The 17,564-nt window shown below is 51.4% G+C and carries 14 protein-coding genes; 6 read left to right on the top strand and 8 right to left on the bottom strand.

The genetic code is table 11. The features are described 5' to 3' along the window. Positions 1-50 precede the first annotated feature (50 nt). The 5 genes from dbpA to IE090_RS18060 form a co-directional block, all read right to left on the bottom strand. On the bottom strand, positions 51-1,427 hold the full coding sequence (gene dbpA / locus IE090_RS10425) for an ATP-dependent RNA helicase DbpA (RefSeq protein WP_189388323.1): 1,377 nt from the start codon (positions 1,425-1,427) through the stop codon (positions 51-53). A 139-nt stretch (positions 1,428-1,566) separates the two neighbouring features. After that, on the bottom strand, positions 1,567-3,105 hold the full coding sequence (locus IE090_RS10430; RefSeq protein ID WP_189388324.1) for a PepSY-associated TM helix domain-containing protein: 1,539 nt from the start codon (positions 3,103-3,105) through the stop codon (positions 1,567-1,569). Positions 3,106-3,107: 2 nt separating this feature from the next. After that, the gene (locus tag IE090_RS10435; protein ID WP_189388325.1) at positions 3,108-3,413 is read right to left on the bottom strand and encodes a hypothetical protein; all 306 of its coding nucleotides are present in this window, start codon (positions 3,411-3,413) and stop codon (positions 3,108-3,110) included. Next, positions 3,397-3,672 carry a DUF3325 family protein gene (locus IE090_RS10440; protein WP_189388326.1) on the bottom strand — a complete coding sequence of 92 codons (276 nt, stop codon included), beginning with the start codon at positions 3,670-3,672 and terminating at the stop codon, positions 3,397-3,399. The genes IE090_RS10435 and IE090_RS10440 overlap by 17 nt, the downstream gene beginning before the upstream one ends. 549 nt (positions 3,673-4,221) lie before the next feature. Then, positions 4,222-4,446, bottom strand: coding sequence for a cupin domain-containing protein (locus IE090_RS18060; protein ID WP_373296417.1), 225 nt, complete (start codon positions 4,444-4,446; stop codon positions 4,222-4,224). 244 nt (positions 4,447-4,690) lie between these two features. Here IE090_RS18060 and IE090_RS10450 point away from each other — a divergent pair, with 244 nt between their 5' ends. The 3 genes from IE090_RS10450 (at position 4,691) to IE090_RS10460 (ending at position 10,082) form a co-directional block, all read left to right on the top strand. Continuing rightward, entirely contained in the window at positions 4,691-5,683 is a 993-nt protein-coding gene (locus IE090_RS10450; RefSeq protein WP_189388327.1) for a putative sulfate exporter family transporter, read from the top strand. Positions 5,684-6,290: 607 nt separating this feature from the next. Then, entirely contained in the window at positions 6,291-9,059 is a 2,769-nt protein-coding gene (locus IE090_RS10455; RefSeq protein ID WP_189388328.1) for a TonB-dependent receptor plug domain-containing protein, read from the top strand. A gap of 306 nt (positions 9,060-9,365) precedes the next feature. Then, positions 9,366-10,082, top strand: a complete 717-nt coding sequence (locus tag IE090_RS10460; protein ID WP_189388329.1) for a GNAT family N-acetyltransferase — start codon at positions 9,366-9,368, stop codon at positions 10,080-10,082. Between the two features lie 44 nt (positions 10,083-10,126). On the opposite strand, the gene IE090_RS10465 is transcribed toward IE090_RS10460, so the two are convergent. After that, the gene (locus IE090_RS10465) at positions 10,127-10,960 is read right to left on the bottom strand and encodes a substrate-binding periplasmic protein (RefSeq protein WP_189388330.1); all 834 of its coding nucleotides are present in this window, start codon (positions 10,958-10,960) and stop codon (positions 10,127-10,129) included. 109 nt (positions 10,961-11,069) lie between these two features. Then, positions 11,070-12,266, bottom strand: a complete 1,197-nt coding sequence (locus IE090_RS10470; RefSeq protein WP_189388331.1) for a hypothetical protein — start codon at positions 12,264-12,266, stop codon at positions 11,070-11,072. Between the two features lie 298 nt (positions 12,267-12,564). Between IE090_RS10470 and IE090_RS10475 the strand changes: the two genes are divergently transcribed. Next, a complete protein-coding gene (locus IE090_RS10475) occupies positions 12,565-13,284 on the top strand; it encodes a hypothetical protein (protein WP_189388332.1) in 720 nt (239 codons plus the stop codon). Positions 13,285-13,339: 55 nt separating this feature from the next. On the opposite strand, the gene IE090_RS10480 is transcribed toward IE090_RS10475, so the two are convergent. Further along, positions 13,340-15,022, bottom strand: a complete 1,683-nt coding sequence (locus tag IE090_RS10480) for an AMP-binding protein (protein ID WP_189388333.1) — start codon at positions 15,020-15,022, stop codon at positions 13,340-13,342. A 388-nt stretch (positions 15,023-15,410) separates the two neighbouring features. On the opposite strand from IE090_RS10480, the gene IE090_RS10485 reads away from it, so the two are divergent. Together IE090_RS10485 and IE090_RS10490 are read left to right on the top strand one after the other, a co-directional pair. Beyond that, entirely contained in the window at positions 15,411-16,748 is a 1,338-nt protein-coding gene (locus tag IE090_RS10485; protein WP_189388334.1) for a class II 3-deoxy-7-phosphoheptulonate synthase, read from the top strand. Positions 16,749-16,893: 145 nt separating this feature from the next. Further along, positions 16,894-17,511 carry a nucleotidyltransferase domain-containing protein gene (locus IE090_RS10490; RefSeq protein WP_189388335.1) on the top strand — a complete coding sequence of 206 codons (618 nt, stop codon included), beginning with the start codon at positions 16,894-16,896 and terminating at the stop codon, positions 17,509-17,511. Positions 17,512-17,564 lie beyond the last annotated feature (53 nt).

Below are 17,564 nucleotides of genomic sequence, written 5' to 3' on the forward strand. Positions count from 1 at the left end.
TGAAACCGATGGCCATAGAACGAGCCATCGGCCTTTAATTTATAAAGCGCTCACGCCTTACGCACTTTAATTCGTCGTCCTTTGATACGGTTTTCTTGTAACTGCTTTAACGCTGTTTTGGCATGTTCACGCTCAATGGCAACATAAGCGGTCCAATCGAGTACGTCGATTTTGCCGACTGCAGAGCCAGGCACACTGCCGTCTTTGGTGAGGGCGCCAAGAATATCGCCAGGGCGCAGTTTGTCTTTGCGGCCGGCGGCAAGGTTTAAGGTGACGTAAGGAGGGAGGTCAATGTCCAGTGCTGCGGTGCTCAGTTGTTCCAACACTTCGTCGTCCGGTGCATGGCCGGTGTGCTGGCGAATGCGATCGAGCAAGTGCTGTTCATTATTGCTGACAATATTAAATGCTTGGCCTTGTTTACCGGCGCGTCCGGTGCGGCCAATGCGGTGCACATACACTTCTGGATCGCGCGGCAGGTCGAAATTAATCACGGTATCTAGGTCGTCCACATCGAGGCCACGCGCGGCGACATCGGTGGCAACCAAAAAGTTCACGCTGTGGTGTTTAAAGCGGGTCAATAAACGGTCGCGGTCTTTTTGCTCCAAATCGCCGTGCAAAGCCACGGCGCTGGTGCGTAGCTCCTGTAAATACTGCGCCACTTCCATGGTGGTTTGACGGGTATTGCAAAAAATCACGGCCTGGCGCACCGGATGGTGGGCCAAAGTACGTTGCAGTGCTTCTAGACGTTGGTGCTTATCGCAGCGAATGTTGAGCTGACTAATGGTGGCCACGCTGTGCTGGCTGGTGATGCGCACTATGGTGGGCTGCTGCTGAAAATCGCGGCTTAACAGCTCGATGTTATCTGGGTAAGTGGCGGAGAACAGCAGGGTTTGGCGCTGCTCTGGTGTGTGGGCGGCAATAAAATGCATGTCCTCACTAAAGCCCATATCTAACATGCGATCGGCCTCGTCCAGCACTAGGGTTTTTAACTGCTCAATCGCCAAGGTGCCTTTGCGCAAATGGTCACACACCCGGCCAGGGGTACCGACAATAATATGAGCACCGTGCGACAGTGAGCCGATTTGCGGCCCGATGGCTTGGCCGCCACACAAAAGCACCACTTTAATGTTGGCCATGTAGCGTGCCAGCTTACGGATTTCATCGGCTACTTGGGTGGCGAGCTCTCGGGTTGGGCATAGCACCAGACCCTGGGCACCAAAAAAGCGCGGATTCAATTGCGCCAAAATGCCCAAGGCGAAGGTGGCGGTTTTGCCACTGCCGGTTTTGGCCTGTGCTAATACATCTTGGCCGGCTAACACCGCTGGCAGCGCCTGTTGCTGTATGGCGGTCATGTGCTGGTAACCCAGTTGTTGCAGGTTGTCGAGTTGCTCAACGGGCAGCGGTAGAGTGGCGAAGGAATCCGACATGGGGTGGCTCAAATCAAGAAAAGAAGCGCCATTATACGCGCATCGGTCAAGGGGGCTAACGGGGAGTGATGCCTACACTTTGGTGTGTAGGCATCCAAGGCCATCAGGCGCTGTTCGCAGGCAATGTCGAGCCAGGACATTAGGCCGGCGAGGAGTCTGCGCTAAAGCCTTCATGGCGCTGAGGTTGGCGTTCGCTGTTGGCTTGCATACGAGCCAGCAAGGCCGCGGCAAATGCCAGCATGGCGGCCATGGCCAAAAGGCCTATGTGCACTCCTACCGTCAGCAGCGGCGCATGCCACAGCCAGCGGCCATTGATGATGCCATCGCCCAGCAAGGTCAACAGCAGCAATGCACTGGCACCATTGAGGTGTAGGCTGAGTTGGCGGCGCAGTGTTAGCGGACTAAAAGCCAATGCCAGCGCCAGCACCCATACCAACCAGAAGGTGCCTTCTTCTAACGCGGCTTGCTGTGCCATGCCTTGCAGCCAGGTACTGGCACATATTAGTGCTGCACAGGCGCTGACCAGACCGGCACATATACCTAGAGTGAAGCGTGCCAGTGGGTGAGGTTTGGCGCGCGCAGCTTTATGAGGGGCGTCGAGTTTGGCCAGCCAAATCATATTGCCCGTCACTATCATCAAGCTTAAGGCTAGAGTCGACAGGGCATAAAAGGCTTTCAGCATAATGTCGCCAAACATCACAAAATGCAGCGGTGTCACGGCGGCAAAAATGCGCTGGAAAGGGCCGCGCTCAGCAGCATCAGACTGATGCACCAGTTCGCCGTTGGTGAGTTGCAGGGTGACGTTTTGCAAGTTGCTGAGCTTTTCGACATGGTTGCCAGAGAACTTCACCAAGCCATTAGCATCGCCATCGGCAGTGACATGAATAAAGTGCACATCCAGTTCCGGCTGAATGCTTAGCGCCTGCTGTTGCAGTGCATCTAGGCTTAGGCGGGAAGCAGCAGTGCCACTGACTTCGGCTTGTGGCCCCACCACGGCGGCCACGGCTTTATCGACATCGCCGTCGAACTTGGCCACGGCTAATAGCGGCGATACCAAGCCTAATAACCCTAAAATCGTGCCACTAAAGGCCAAAATAAATGCGAAGGGCAAGGTCCATAAGCCGAGCAGTTTGTGGTGGTCGGTGAGCAGTAAGCGCCAGCTGCGTTTGGGGCGCAACATAACAAACTCTTTGCGCCATTTAACGTGAATTAAAATACCGGCGATGATGGACAACAGCATGGCCATGCCGGCCAAGCCGACCACATAGCGCCCCACTGGGCTGGGTAGATGCAAGTCTGTGTGTAGGTGCTCTAGAACGTGGGCCATGTCTGAGTGGCCAATCTCCAGCGGCTGCTGGGTGCTGGCGTCGTAATAGCGAATATCAGGTTCTTGGCCTTCTTCAAAGTGCACCAGCTGCACAAAACCACGCTCTAGTTCCGGCACAATAAAATAATCGGCATAGTCAAAGCCGTTGGCTTTGGCATCAGCCACCACGCTGTCGAGTTGGGTGCTATCCACACTGTGAAGCTGGCTAAGAGTGGGCGATTGCCACACTTCTAACTCGTGGGCAAACATCGCTGGCAGGCCAGAAAACGTGACGACAAACAATAAAATGCCGCACCAGATGCCAATCCAGCTATGAGTGTTGTACAGGGTTTTATGGGTTGCTTGCTGCATTTTCAGCCTCCAACAAAATGCACGGCGTTAATGAGAGTCAGCGAAGCCATAAGCAGTAACATGCGCCGCCAAGCTTGTAGACCGCCCTTTGCCAACAAGGCCCAATAGAAAAAGCCAGCCCAAAACACAAAAAAGAACACGCCGCCGGCAAAAATTTGCTCGACCGCATCGCCAAACGGCCACCACAGGGTGATGCACAAGGTCAGCAAAACGGTGGCGATCAGTGCCCCCAGTAGCGCTGCCAAGACCCGGCTGAGGGTGGAATTTAAGCGTGGCCAGTTGCCTTGGCCGTCAGACCAAACCGACATAGGCGCCCCCTGCAGCACTGATTAACGTGATGGCGATGACACTGCGCGGCCACCAGATGCGCAGCTGTACAAATATGGCGGCGCATGCCACCAAGCTGAACAGCCAATAAAAGCTGCCTTGCTCCCAGCCAAAGGGGTGACCCATCCAGGCCAGGCTAAACAGCAGAAAAATCAAACCAGCCAGTTTGCGCGAACGCGCAATGCGCTGACTGCGATGCTCACTGACGCCGTACATCAAATGCAAAGCTGGCCAGATCATAAAGACTCCCAAGGGCATAGTGCGCTACCTGTCCAATGGTTGTGGAAATATGTGCCTTGAGAGTGCACCGAGCTAAAGTGGGCGTGTAACACTCCTTGTTCTGAGTAGGTGTTTTGGAGACACCCTAAAAGCTGTGCAGTCATTAAGGCTCATACGCCAACCTCGAGGTCGGCACAAAGTGCAAGGATGGTAAAGAAAAAGAGTTTTAATGCAAACGATTTGTATCTGTATTTTCTTTGTTTTAGCGCTCCAGTGGCATGGCATGGTTTGCCAAACCCTCGTCCAGGCGGCGTACCATAATGGCCTGTTGCGGTGTAACGCGAGCCCTTGACTACAGACGCAGCATGGCAGACTGGCTGAGTGAGGATGGCGTTGCCCGGCTTCTGCTATGGCGGCGCTGCGAGCTGGGTGAAAGGGCACAAACTGCGCTGGATGTCTGCGCTCAGCCTGACGCAACATCGTTACATGCGGAAATAACGCCAACTGCTCCTGGTCCGGCAGGGGGCAACACAAGAACCCATTGATAGGTACGGCAGAGCGGTTGGCGAGCTATCGCTTGGCACACCAGCACTCAATTTCATCTGTGTCTTGTTCAAACTCAGCGGCGTGCTCAACTTCGGCCGGAACGTGATACCAGTCTCCGACAGTAAAGTGCTGACGACGGCCCTGCACGGTTAGGGTCAGCTCGCCACGAATGATTGCGCCGTCGTTGTCGGTCGCGTGCGATGTGACTACCCACTGGGTAGGAGGCGAGCAACACCTCAGCTTGCTCAGCGCTTAGCCGGTAAGCATCAAAAGCGGGCAATGAGCGAAATATCCCTGTCATGGTGTCTTTCCTGTACCAATGCCTGAGCTCACTTTAGTGGGGGGGACGGCATGTTTCGTAACAGTCTTAGCTCGTTGAGCCAGCACAGTGAGTGGCTTTTCATTAAAACCGAAAAGCTACTGCGATAATTACCGGTTTTGCTTATTTCGGGTGGGAATATACTTATTCCTAATTGCAATTAGAGCCTGATTTATGACCCTGCTTTTACTCCTTGCGATCGCTGGTCTAGCACAAACATTGGGCCAGTGGCTGCCGCTAGAAGCTTGGGGTATCAGCAGTCTGACGTTGGCGCTGCTGTTGGCCCTGTGCGTGCCTGCACGTCCATCGATGCGTTTACAGCGTTGGCAGCCACGGTGGCTGAAAACCGGCATTGTGTTGTTTGCCGCACAGTGGGCGGCGCCACCCTCATGGGGGCTGTTGCTGCAATTATTGCTGTGGGTCACTCTGGTTTTATTGTCGACCCTGATACTGGGGGGCTGGCTGGCAGCTCGATTAAGAGTGCCAAGGCCGCAAACGGCATTATTGAGTATTGGTTTTGCTGTGTGTGGTGGCAGTGCGATTGCTGCCGCTGCACCGATCACAAGTCGGCATCCGCATTATGGCGCTGCCGATATCGCACGAGCCTTAGTGCTGGTGGCATTGCTGGGCATGGTCAACTTGCTTATTTACCCTTGGCTGATGCAGTGGTTAGGGCAGCCTGTGGCTGCCTTGGTGGCTGGCTTGCCTGCACCAGAGCTGGCACAGGTGGTGATTGCGGGCAGTGCCATGCCCGCCGAAGCGGCGGCGACTGCGCTCACGGTAAAGCTGCTCAGAATAGGGCTGTTGGGGCTGGGGCTGGCGCTGCTCAAATACTATTTGCAAAGCTCGGCGCTAGCAGCGCCGCAGTGCGTTTCATCACTGTCGTTGGCGGACAAGGCTCGGCGGTGGCTGTGCCGCTATGGTTTTCTTCCGGCTTTTATCCTTTTAGCTGTACTGCATTGGCAGCCTTGGTGGCCTTCTTTCTTGAATGATGTTTTAACGTCGTTGGGGCATGTCTTGATGCTGCTGGCGGTCACGGCGCTGGGGCTGCAGTTGCGTTTGGCCGATGCCGCTCAATTACCTGTCAAGGTCATCTTATTAGCCATGAGCATTTGGGCCGTAAACCTCTCCCTAGCCGTGGTGGTGGGTTTGTGGCTGTCGCACTAAAGGATTGCTCGGCGCTGCCAGCTCAGTGTCCTGTACGCGCCATGACGGAAGCTTGAGCTCGCCCATGATGCAGTATCAGCGAGTCTGAGTTAGTGGTAATGGCGCAGACCCGCTATGGTTAAAGGTTTTGCTGGCTCTGTTCATAAGGCTTGTACTTTACGGTGCGCTCTTATTCTGAGTGCCCTATTATTGAGCGGTTTGGTTGATTAGTAACCAGGTGTTACGGTCGAACTTGTATGAGAAGGGTGTTTTTGCTGATAGAACAAATACTTACGGTTCGAAAAGCAACAGCTACGAGCGGTTACACATGCACCATTGTGTTACCTATCGAATCGCTTCTGCTCTAGTGTGGTGCAATTATTTAAATTATCAAAAGAAATTGGTATGCAATACGCATGTATCCTATTGGGCCATTGGTATTTATACGAAAGCAGTCTATCGCGGCCTAGGCCTTATAATTTCCGTACCTTTTATTATTTTGATGCTTATTTCCCGCCGACATCATGGAACTCAATGGCTGATTTTCTGTCAGCGTGAGCAAATTGGCCCATCTCCTGCAAAGACAAGTCTGGAGTCCTAGAGTTTCAGATCCCTCAGGAGAATTAGAATGAAAAAAACATTGCTTTCGAGTGCGGTGGCCGGTGTGTTCGGCACTACTGCTCTGATGGCCTTGCCGATCAGCGCGATTGCCAACGAGCAAGCTGCACAAGAAACCATTGAGGAAGTGTTGGTTACCGGTTCCAGCATTCAACGCAAAGACTTGGAAGGTTCATTGCCGGTTCAGCAGTTTGATGCTGCACAGTTGGAGGCCACAGGCGCACTGGATGCCGCTGAGCTGATGACTAAGCTGCCAGCGATGCAGAACTTCGTTTCACCTGGCGAGAGTGTGGGCGGCTCAGGTGGTGGCTTGGCAACGGCTAACATTCACGGCCTTGGCTCATCGTACACCTTGGTATTGATTAATGGCCGCCGTGTGGCACCTTCGACGTCGGATGGCACGGTTGACATCAGTCACATTCCAACCGCCATGATTGAACGGGTGGAGATCCTGACCGATGGCGCCAGTGCGCTTTATGGCTCTGATGCCATTGCTGGCGTGGTGAACTTCATTCTCAAAAAAGGTGTTGATAAAACCACAGTTTCTGCACGCGTTGATCGCCCTACCAATGGCGGTGGCGAAAGCCAGCGCTTCGATCTGACCACAGGTTTTGGCAACTTGTTTGAAGATGGCTACGAGGTGGTTCTGGGTGCTAGTCGTGTTGAAAAAGATCAGCTCGCGGCAGTGGATCGTGATTTCTCAAAAACAGGTTTTATTACCTTTCAACCACGCGGCCACGACCGCAAAGCTTTCTTCTTTAATGGTTCATCTAATGCGATTCCAGGTAATGCTTATCTCATTACGCCAGAGGGTAAAACTGAGCGTGTTTTAAACCCTTATCGTGAGTCCAATGGTGCCTGTGCTGAAAATAACACACCGTCTGGCTCTAGCTGTCAGTTTGACTACACATCGACTTTAGAGGCGATGCCAGAGAAGAAAACAGACTCTGTTTTTGCTGGGTTGAACTTCCAGATCACCGATGGCATTACAGCCTTTACGGACGTTACTTGGTCGAACCGAGAAATGACGTCTCGTATTGCACCTTATCCAACCGGAGCGGTGCCCATTGCCCTAGACTCTGCGGCGTATAACGATTCACTCAAGCCGGTGCTCACGGATGAGGAAATCGCGAAAATTGAGGCCGGCGAGCTGGCGCCATTTGGTGCTTGGCGCTCACTGCCTGCAGGTAACCGTACCACTGAGTGGAAGTCTGAATCGCTGAACTTTACCCTTGGAGCAGAGGGCTACATTGGTAGTGTCGACTTCAACACTGCGTTTGTTTATTCAAAAGTTGAGCAGGAAGAGTATTACCCAACGGGTTGGCTGCTGGCCGATGAGTTTACTGAAGCGGTTGCTCGCGGTGACTTCAATATTTTTGTACCGCCTTCAGAGTTCTCTGAAGCGGATCAAGAAGCCTTAAGCAAGACGATTTATAAAGGCACTTGGGGCGAAACCGACACTGAAATGATGGGCTTTAACGCCAACGTGGCGATGCCATTGTTTACCATGGGCGGTGGTGATGCTCAGATCGCGGCGGGTGTTGATTACTACAGCAATAGCTATGAAGACATGCCATCGCAGGACAATAAGGACGCAGTCATTCTGTTCCTGTCTTCAGAGAGTGAGTTTGACCTGGAGCGTGATCAATACGGTGCCTTTACCGAGTTGTTGTTGCCAGTCGTTGATGGTGCTGAAGTTACTTTGTCAGCGCGTTATGACGTAATTGGCGGCGTTAAGAGCGAAGGTAAAAAAATCAGTGATGAGCTAACCGATCTGACTTATAAGCTCAGCGGTAAGTATGACCTGACTGATAGCTTTACCGTTCGTGCGGCCTATGGCACTGGCTTTAAAGCACCAGGCTTATTATCAATTGGCATTCCGGTGCGCGAGTTTGGTGTAACGTCAGGCAACTTTGACTGCCCATTTGAAGACTCTGATCCTCGTACGGCTTGGTGTATTCAGCAATCGGCTGGCCCTGCTCAGGCACACGTATTCCAAGGTGGTAATACCGATCTGGAGCCAGAAAAATCGACTCAGTGGACAGCTGGTTTTGTCTTCCGTACCGACACGGACACCAGTGCTACGATTGACTACTGGAATGTGAAAATTGAAGATCAGATCGACACGCTGACTGAAAATCAAATTTTCGACAACCCAGAAAAATACAGCGGCAACTTCACCACCAAGAAGAACTTGGCCACTGGCTTTGATGAGCTCGCGATTCTGCAGGAGTTCGTGAACATTGCTGAATCACAAAGTGCGGGTATCGATTACCGCATTGAGCAAGGCCTCTACCCTGACTTTGGTTCTGTGACTCTGGCGCTGAGCGGTACGCACATGATCAAGTCTTGGAGCTCTTCTTATGGTTCAAACCTGGATGAGTTTGGCTCTGATGATCAGGTCACCTTTAGCAACAAGCTGAAGCTTGAAACGTCTGTGATGGTTGGCCAGTTTAATCATCATGTGACGCTGAACTACCAAGGCGGCTACCGTGATCAAACTCAAGAAGTTGAGTATGTGAACAATGATGGTACGTTGAGCGGTGAGTTCTTCGACTACACAGGTCGTGTGCCAGCCCATCAAACCATCGATTATCAGGGTCAATTCCTAGCAATGGAAGATGCGCTGAAGCTGACCTTCGGTATCAACAACATTACGGATAAAGAACCACCACTGTCACTGCGCACCAGCGGTGCTGGTCACCAGGTTGGTTTCGATCCACGTTACTTTGATGTTGCTGGCCGCACTTGGTATGCCGGTGTTGCTTATAGCTTCTAACATCATTAGTTAGCGATCGCTACGAAAAAGCCACCTGCATTGCAGGTGGCTTTTTTATTACGGCAGTTAAAAAACTGGCTTGTTTAAAAGGACGCGAGCTATGTGATTTTATAGCAAAAGCTGTCGCCGCAATGGTGCATCTTTGCCCAGAATTTCTTGACGCAATCTTTGCGCCCTAGGCGTGGTGCTCGTCGATATAGCCATTACAATGCTCGTCGATCCCTCTCGTACTTGTAGTGCGAATGACCTCACAACGACATCTTCCTGCCCCTGAGTGTGTATCGGTTTATATACCAAGGATCACTTATGTCTGTTTTTTCTCACACCGTTCTTTCTTTTTGGCAACAGCGTTTTTTGCCCGGCAATATGCTGCATTCAAGCTCGCAGCAATCCGTGGTGGTGAATGAGCACTCGGCCTACCCTTTGATGCAGCTGGTGCGCAGTGATGAGCAACACTGGCTGTGCATGACACCTAAGGTGGCCGATTTATTACAGCTGGATCAAAGTTGGCCCTTACCTTTAGAAAAGTTGCAGCAGGCGTTGGCACAGCATGGGTTGGAGTTTTACGGTGAAGATAATCTGTATTATTTTTCTGCTAGCCAACGAGCCGCCATTTTAAGCCGGGACGCGGCTCCTCATGTGCGTCGTTTAACGGCTGAAGATGCTGAGCTATTTAAAGCATTTGAAGCGTCGGCCACCGAGCAAGATCTAGACGATGCTTATGTCGAGCTAGATCACTGGCGCGTTTTTGGTGCCTTGGTCGAAGGTAAGCTCGTGGCCGCTGCGAGTATGTACCCTTGGGACAATTCAAAAATTGCCGATATGGGGGTTCTAACGCTACCCGAATATCGTGGTCAGGGTCATGGCAAAGCCGTGGTACAAGCGTTGGCAAAACACGCCTATGAGTTGGGTTACGAGCCCCAATATCGCCATCAGTCGCATAATTTATCGTCGAAAGGCCTGGCACTGGGGTGTGGTTTTGAATTTTTCGGTCAGCGTGATGTGGTGTTATTGCCAGAATAAATGCAGCGCCCATGTGCTCGTTATTGAATCGATTTTCTGAGCCGTTACTCAGCCTGGTTGAGTAATCGGTTCTGTCGCTTGTGGCGCGCTATTTCCGCTTCTATATCCACCGTGGCATGGTACTCCTTTAATGTCTCTAGCCAGGGGGTTGCGTAGTTAGCGTAGCCATCGGTATTTTTACCAAAAACGTGATATGCGGGCGTTTCTCGGGGTATGGTTAGAATACTTTTAAACTGTGTTTTGGTCAGTTCTGAGCCGTCGGTTAGGTGTTGGTCGATGATGTCTCTGATCAGGCCTGCTTGCAAAAATAGGTAGTCTAGGCGCCTCGAGCTCACCATTCTCAGAGATTGGGCGTGGCTGTTGGTTGCTGTAACACGATTGGCGGGTAGGCTATTTATATGCTGGTCAATCATACCGCCAAAGGTATCGCCGCGAACGATGGCAAGGCGAAAGGGGCGTAGGTCAGCCAGTGAACTGATGTTCTGTAACGCACTATTGTTGGCGGCTGCGTAGGCGTGTACTTCCCGTTTGTTGATAAACGCTGGTATTTCTAGGTAGTCAAATACTTGCTCACGCTCTGGCGTTTTATTGGCTCCGAGTATCATGGTGACCTTGCCGGTAGCGACCTCAAGTTGGCAGCGCTTCCAGTTGGCAATAATACTGGCGTTCACTTCTATGTCTGGGTTGTTTTGCTTGAATAGCTTCAACTGATCGATAAGGATGCCCGCATAGTCACTCTCTTCACCACCTTCTACGCCGCCTTCTACGGGGTAGATCCACGGCGCCCAGTCGTAATAGGCACACCAGGTGAGCGTAGAGGCCGAGCTGATCGAGGCCAAGGGTAGCCATAGCGCAAACGCTAGTAGGAACTTGTTCATGGTGTGGGTCTAAGTAGCCAGTCCGTGTTTATCTTAGTGTGGATTAGGCGTATCAGAACTCAAGTGGCTGTTATGGCCTTTAAGGGTGCTGCCTATTGCTGTGCAGCACCTATAGCTGTTTAAAGGCCTTAAAGCTGGCCACGCTATCGGCGCGCTTGCGTGCCGTTACCCGGGTTTTAGGAAAGCTGGCTTTGTCGGCAAACTGACTACGCAACTGTTGATGGACGTGTTGATCTTCGGTATTGACATAGTTGCCCGGAAATAAATTACCCGATTGATACTGCTCATCTTTATAGCGTTTCATCACCAGTGGGCTGCTATTGTTTTGTCCGGTTTGTGCCACCTTTTGCCTGGCTCTTTCGGTGACTTCACACATTGCACAGGGCGGTTTGGTTCCGGCAACGACCATGTCCAGGTGGCTAGGCTCTGGCAGTGTAGAAAATACAGTAAACCCTCGGGCCATTTTAGTTCTTTCAACTTCTTGGTCATGCTTGCCAATAACATCTTCGATAATACGTTGTTCAGCATGTTTGCCTTGGGTGTTGCTGGCCATGCTGATACTGCCTTGGTCGCGCAAACTGGAGCGCAGGTTGCGTAGCATAGCCGAGTGGCTTTGCTGGCGGCTTTTCAGGCCGTTCATATAGTTGCTGGCTGACATGTTTGTATTGGCGTTTTCTTGCACGTAGCGATCTTCAATTTCCTGGCGGGTGGTGTGCGAAAAAGCATTAAAGACGCCATCATCTGCGACAAACTGATGCAGTTGCGACAAGTGTCGTGATTGCTGACTGTTAATGCGCATTTGCTCGCGAATTTTGGTGCGTTCGGTGTCTGAGCCAGCAAACAGCAACTGGTGAGTCAACCCCTCGTTTTGATCTTCGAAATTTTGCACGACGCTTTTTACTTTATTCGCGTCCGACAGCAGTGCTTGAAGGTGTCCTGGAATATGGCTGTCATCTTCGGCATTGGTTCCGATCATTAAGCGGCCACCTATCACGGTGGACTGCGCTTCAGGGGTTCGTGCCTGTTGTGCGCGTTGCTTAGTGGTCGTGGATTTCTCAGAAAACAGGTCGTTGGCAATCAGTGCTGCAGTGCTGGTCCAGCGCAGCACTTGAGCTACCCGGGCGCGGCCTGAAAACTCTGTTTGTTGATCCAGCAAGTGAGATTGCTGATTGCTGGCTTTTTCATTAAAGGTTTTAGGGCTGTGCTGCCCGTGCTTGTTTTCCACGCCGATGTGCTTATCGCTGTTCGACGTCGAGAGTGATTTTGGTAATTGACGCGTTGTCGATCGGGCACGGTTGGTTTGCATGGCTATCTCGCTCGCTGCGTTTTGTATTCGCTGAGCAAGACCTGTTCCAGCTATATGGGCCAAATTGGCTGTTTAGGTCTCTGTAACTGAGGTGATTTAGACCCAGTTGGGTCTTTTTTCCTCGCAACGTTGATATGGGGATGAAGGGATGCTTTGATTGACGCCATGTTGTCATGGAGTTAGTCTTCGCGCGCCAATTGGAATAGTGATGCTCTCATTTGTCTCATCTGATTGGTTATTATATAGCGGCATCACTCAGTGAGTCGCCTTGATCAAATATTGCACAGGTATGTGGACAATGAATAATCGCTTTTCTTCTTCGCTTTTGCTGACATCGGCCATCATTGCACTGTCTGGCTGTGGCGGTTCATCCGGCGGTGGTTCCTCCTCGGGTAATTCTCTTGACAGCGGTAAGGCGTTGTTTGAGCAGTTCAAGAAAATTGAAGAAGCATCAAAGAAATCAGAGTTTGAAACCCAAGCGGAGTATGAAGAAAGAGTTTCTAAGTTTTTTAATAACCTTCCGGACTTTACTCTGGTTGATCGAGTCAGTAAGGACAGTTATTACCTATTTACAGGCTTGCATGCAATCGGTTATGACGCAGAAATGCAGGAGTTGCGAATAACTCAGCCGGATGATGACTTTTCGCATGACTTAGAAGGGGTTACATATACAACCACTACGATTATTGGTGACGTTGAACTGGATGTTGCTAGCGTTGAACTTGAACTGGAAGGGCTAGACTCATTAGGCAAAACCTATGCTACCCGCGAAAACATATGGCTTTTCGGTGATGAATATCGAGACTATGATTTCTATGCAGCAATTCCAATGGCTCCTGATGTAGCTGAACGTATGATGGATGCTTACCAGTATGAATATGTGATTCGTTTTAGCCAGGATTACATAGATGATAATGGCATGTATTGTCAGAACTATGTTGAGAACTGCGAGGCTCGATTAAAGGCCAATGTAACCAGTGTAGTACTAAAGAACACCGAAACTGGTGAGGTGTATTAATCTAATATCAAACCCCGATAAATGAGTGATTTATCGGGGTTTTCGAAACATCGATCTATGGATTCAGACCCAACTCCTCGACACTAATCTCGCGCATTTTAAACTTCTGGATTTTTCCGGTCACCGTCATCGGAAATTCATCGGTAAAGCGAAAATAGCGCGGGATTTTATAGTGGGCGATTTGATCTTGGCAGAATTCACGTAACTCTGCCTTTGAAACATCTTCGCCCGGCTTTAAAATCACCCAAGCCACTAGCTCTTCACCGTATTTTTTATCCGGTACGCCCGTCACTTGCACGTCGGCTACGGCCGGGTGGGTGTACAAAAACTCTTCGATTTCACGTGGGTAGATATTTTCACCGCCTCGAATGACCATATCTTTGCTGCGCCCGACAATGCTGATGTAGCCGTCGTCATCCATGCAGGCCAAATCGCCGGTATGCATCCAGCCGTCGCTGTCGATGGCTTGCTGTGTGGCCTCGTCGTTGTTCCAGTAACCCAGCATCACGCTATAGCCTTTGGTACACAGTTCGCCAATTTGACCTCTGGTCACTAGGTCACCGCTTGGGTCAACGATTTTGCTTTCCAAGTGAGGGTGAGTGCGGCCAACGGTACTGACGCGCTTTTCCACAGGGTCGTCAGCCTGTGTTTGTGTACTGACCGGGCTGGTTTCTGTCATGCCGTAAGCAATTTGCACCTGCTGCATGTGCATTTTTTCCATTACCTGCTTCATAACTTCTACCGGACAGCTGGCACCTGCCATAATCCCAGTACGCAGTGAGCTGAGATTAAAATCACTAAAACTTGGCTCTGCTAATGTGGCAATAAACATGGTAGGCACACCGTACAGTGCGGTGGCTTTTTCTTCCTGCACCGTTTGTAGCACTGCGCGTGGATCAAATGCATCACTAGGATAGATCATCGCGGCGCCGTGGCTGATACAGCCAAGGTTGCCCATAACCATGCCGAAGCAGTGGTACAAAGGCACCGGTATTACCAGTTTATCTTGCTCACTAAAGCCTAAGTTTTCTGTCACCATAAAGCCATTGTTTAAAATATTGTGGTGACTGAGCGTCGCGCCTTTAGGAAAGCCGGTGGTACCACTGGTGTATTGAATATTGATGGCTTGCTGGCAGTTTAGGCTGGCCTGGCGTTTGGCCAGAATCGTTGGTGATACCTCGTCGGCTAGCTCTTGCAATTGCTTCCAGCTCATAAAACCAGGGTGGTCAGGTTCATCGCTTAGACTAACAAGAATACGCAGGTGAGGAAGCTTTGACTGACATGGGTTGTCATCATTATCAGCTACGAGTTGCTGCAGCATGGCGCTGTAGTTGGAGCCTTTAAAACGATCTGCAGCAATCACCAACGAGCATTGTGATTGTTGCAGTGCATACTCGACTTCATGCAAGCGATAGGCTGGGTTGAGTGTAACCAGAATGGCGCCGACTTTTGCGGTAGCCAGCTGGGTAATGCACCATTCAGCATTGTTGGGTGACCAGATGCCGATTCGGTCACCGACCTCTACGCCCAGCGCCAGTAACGCTCGGGCGCAGTTATTCACACGCTGCTGTAACTGGCGATAGCTCCAGCGAATATGTTGCTGACGGCTTACCAAGGCCAAGTTGTCGGGCCAGCGTTGCACGCTTTGGTCAAAACACTCGCCGATGGTCAGTTCCAGCAGAGGGAGTGTTTGTGGGCCACGACAGTAGCTAGCTTGTGGATCATAGCTAGGGGTCATAGTGATCTCCTTGTAGTGAAATTCCATAGGGAGCCTGTGAACAGCCCTGCAGGCATGCAGCCGGCGCTCAGAATAAGGCGCAGCGGCAGATCAGCCCCTTGCTACATTGTCAACGACGTTCGAAGAGGCTGCCGCTGCGTCCGGCGCGAGCGCCAGAAAGCTCTAGCCCCAAGCTCCGCGAAAACGCTTGCGTTCACAACACTACTAATGGATAAGTCAATAGGGGACAGGTCGATGGCTGTTACTTTCGCAGCAAGCACCGAGGGCAGGTGCAAGCATGACCAGCCATTCGTAGCGCCAGGTCATGCTTATGACCGAGATAGATTGCATTAACGCGGTCTGAGTTATAGTGTCGGCTCATGATTCATAGCTGTTCGAGAGAGTTCCCGTGACCTGGCAACCCGATAGTTGGCGCTCACTGCCAATCCAACAACAACCACACTACGATGATCCCGACGCGTTAGCACAGGTAGAGCAGCAGCTCAGTGCTTACCCTCCGTTGGTGTTTGCACAGGAAACCCGCGAGCTGTATCGCCAGTTGGGTGAAGTCGCGCAGGGGCGTGGCTTTTTGCTGCAAGGTGGCGACTGTGCTGAATCCTTTAGCGAGTTCAGCGCCAATAAGATTCGTGACACCTTTAAAGTCATTTTGCAAATGGCCATCGTCATGACCTACGCCGGCCATTGTCCGGTGACTAAGGTCGCGCGTATGGCGGGTCAATATGCCAAGCCACGCTCCAGCGATACCGAAACCATCGATGGCGTGACTCTGCCGAGTTATCGCGGCGATATTGTTAATCAGTACGACTTTACCGCAGCAGCGCGTCGTCCTGATCCACAACGCATGTTGGATGCTTACCATCGCTCGGCAGCGACCATGAACTTGCTGCGCGCTTTTGCTCAAGGCGGCTTGGCCGATCTGCATCAGGTGCATGGTTGGAATATGGCGTTTGTGGAAAATAATCCACTGAAAAATGAATACCAGGCCCTGGCAGATCGCATTCAGGATACCCTGGCCTTTATGAATGTGGTGGGAATTAACTCTAATACCCATCCGACCCTACACGAAACTCAGCTATTTACTTCCCACGAGGCCTTGCTGCTGAATTATGAGCAGGCGTTGACCCGAGTCGATACCCTCACCGACAAATACTACAACTGCTCGGCCCATATGCTGTGGATTGGTGAGCGCACCCGTCAGCTGGACCATGCCCATATCGAATTTTTCCGTGGCATTCATAACCCGGTGGGCGTTAAGGTCGGCCCAAGCATGCAGCCTGATGAGTTGATTCGCTTAATCGACGCGCTGAATCCGAACAATGACCCTGGCCGTTTAACCCTGATTACTCGTATGGGTGTGAATAAGCTGGGTGAAGCCTTGCCATCTTTGGTGCAGGCTGTACAGCGTGAAGGTCGCCATGTGGTGTGGTCATCAGATCCGATGCACGGCAATACGCGTAAAGCCTCCAGTGGCTATAAAACCCGTAATTTCGATGATGTCATTGGCGAAATTCGTGAGTTCTTCGATGTGCATCGCGCCGAAGGCAGTCATGCTGGTGGTATTCATCTAGAAATGACGGGCCAGCACGTTACCGAATGCACGGGTGGTGCTTACCAGATCAGCGAAGACGATCTGGCCCAGTGCTATCGCACTCAGTGCGATCCGCGCCTCAATGCCGATCAGGTATTGGAAATGGCGTTCTTGGTGGCCGATCACTTAAAGCCTTAGCGCTTCTCCTCTATGTACAGGCGCCAACTTCGAGGCGCCTGTATTCATCTTCTATACCCATATGCTTGCCTCGGCGGCTCCAAACAGGAGTAACGCTGGGGTTTGCCAAAGTTTCGCAGTCATCCGTTTTTCTTTAAGGACAGCCATGAAAACCATTGCTTTGCGTGCGGCCGAAGAACTGGCTCGCCTGCATCAGCCCGATTTTATTATTTTATATGGCTCCATTGCTCGGGGTGATGCCACTGCCAGCAGTGATATTGATATCGCTTGTTTTTGCCCAACACCTGATGTGAAAAAAGATCATCGCTTGTTTGACGGTGTGCCCTTGGACGCCTGGTTGTATGCCAGCCACGAGGCCGACGCCAGCCGCGAGGATTTTTTACGTTTTGTTGGCGGTGAATTACTACTGGATCGGCAAGGGCAGGGCAAGGTTTTTTTACAGCAGTTGCAGCAGCGCTTCGAGCAAGGCCCCGAGCCTTTGAGCGTCGATGAACGCCAGCATATCGTTGCTTGGAGCCACAAAATGCTGCAGCGCTCGTGTCAGCAGGATATTGAGTCTTTGTACCGGCGCCACTGGCTGCTAACGGACTTGTTAGAGTTTTATTTTAAATTGCGCCAGCGCTGGTTTTTAGGCTCTAAGGCGGGCTTTTATTATTTGCAGCAGCACGATGCTGAGGTATACGAGTTGTATCAGCAGGCCTTGCAACAGGGCGACGATGCGGTGCTACAACAGTTGGTACAGGCCATCGTGGGAGAAAGCTAGGCAAGGGCTAGGAAAGGCCTAGAGAAGGCGAGCGAAGCTAGGAGAAAGGCAGG

It is taken from the genome of Bacterioplanes sanyensis, from assembly GCF_014652515.1.
GTDB lineage: Bacteria > Pseudomonadota > Gammaproteobacteria > Pseudomonadales > Oceanobacteraceae > Bacterioplanes > Bacterioplanes sanyensis.

Excerpts from the sequence above, each read along its gene's own strand:
- IE090_RS10470 (WP_189388331.1), bottom strand. The coding sequence starts at position 12,266 with ATGCAAACCAACCGTGCCCGATCGACAACGCGTCAATTACCAAAATCA.
- IE090_RS10455 (WP_189388328.1), top strand. The coding sequence starts at position 6,291 with ATGAAAAAAACATTGCTTTCGAGTGCGGTGGCCGGTGTGTTCGGCACT.
- dbpA (WP_189388323.1), bottom strand. The coding sequence starts at position 1,427 with ATGTCGGATTCCTTCGCCACTCTACCGCTGCCCGTTGAGCAACTCGAC.
- IE090_RS10475 (WP_189388332.1), top strand. The coding sequence starts at position 12,565 with ATGAATAATCGCTTTTCTTCTTCGCTTTTGCTGACATCGGCCATCATT.
- IE090_RS10480 (WP_189388333.1), bottom strand. The coding sequence starts at position 15,022 with ATGACCCCTAGCTATGATCCACAAGCTAGCTACTGTCGTGGCCCACAA.
- IE090_RS10430 (WP_189388324.1), bottom strand. The coding sequence starts at position 3,105 with ATGCAGCAAGCAACCCATAAAACCCTGTACAACACTCATAGCTGGATT.
- IE090_RS10435 (WP_189388325.1), bottom strand. The coding sequence starts at position 3,413 with ATGTCGGTTTGGTCTGACGGCCAAGGCAACTGGCCACGCTTAAATTCC.
- IE090_RS10465 (WP_189388330.1), bottom strand. The coding sequence starts at position 10,960 with ATGAACAAGTTCCTACTAGCGTTTGCGCTATGGCTACCCTTGGCCTCG.
- IE090_RS10440 (WP_189388326.1), bottom strand. The coding sequence starts at position 3,672 with ATGATCTGGCCAGCTTTGCATTTGATGTACGGCGTCAGTGAGCATCGC.
- IE090_RS10460 (WP_189388329.1), top strand. The coding sequence starts at position 9,366 with ATGTCTGTTTTTTCTCACACCGTTCTTTCTTTTTGGCAACAGCGTTTT.
- IE090_RS10450 (WP_189388327.1), top strand. The coding sequence starts at position 4,691 with ATGACCCTGCTTTTACTCCTTGCGATCGCTGGTCTAGCACAAACATTG.
- IE090_RS10490 (WP_189388335.1), top strand. The coding sequence starts at position 16,894 with ATGAAAACCATTGCTTTGCGTGCGGCCGAAGAACTGGCTCGCCTGCAT.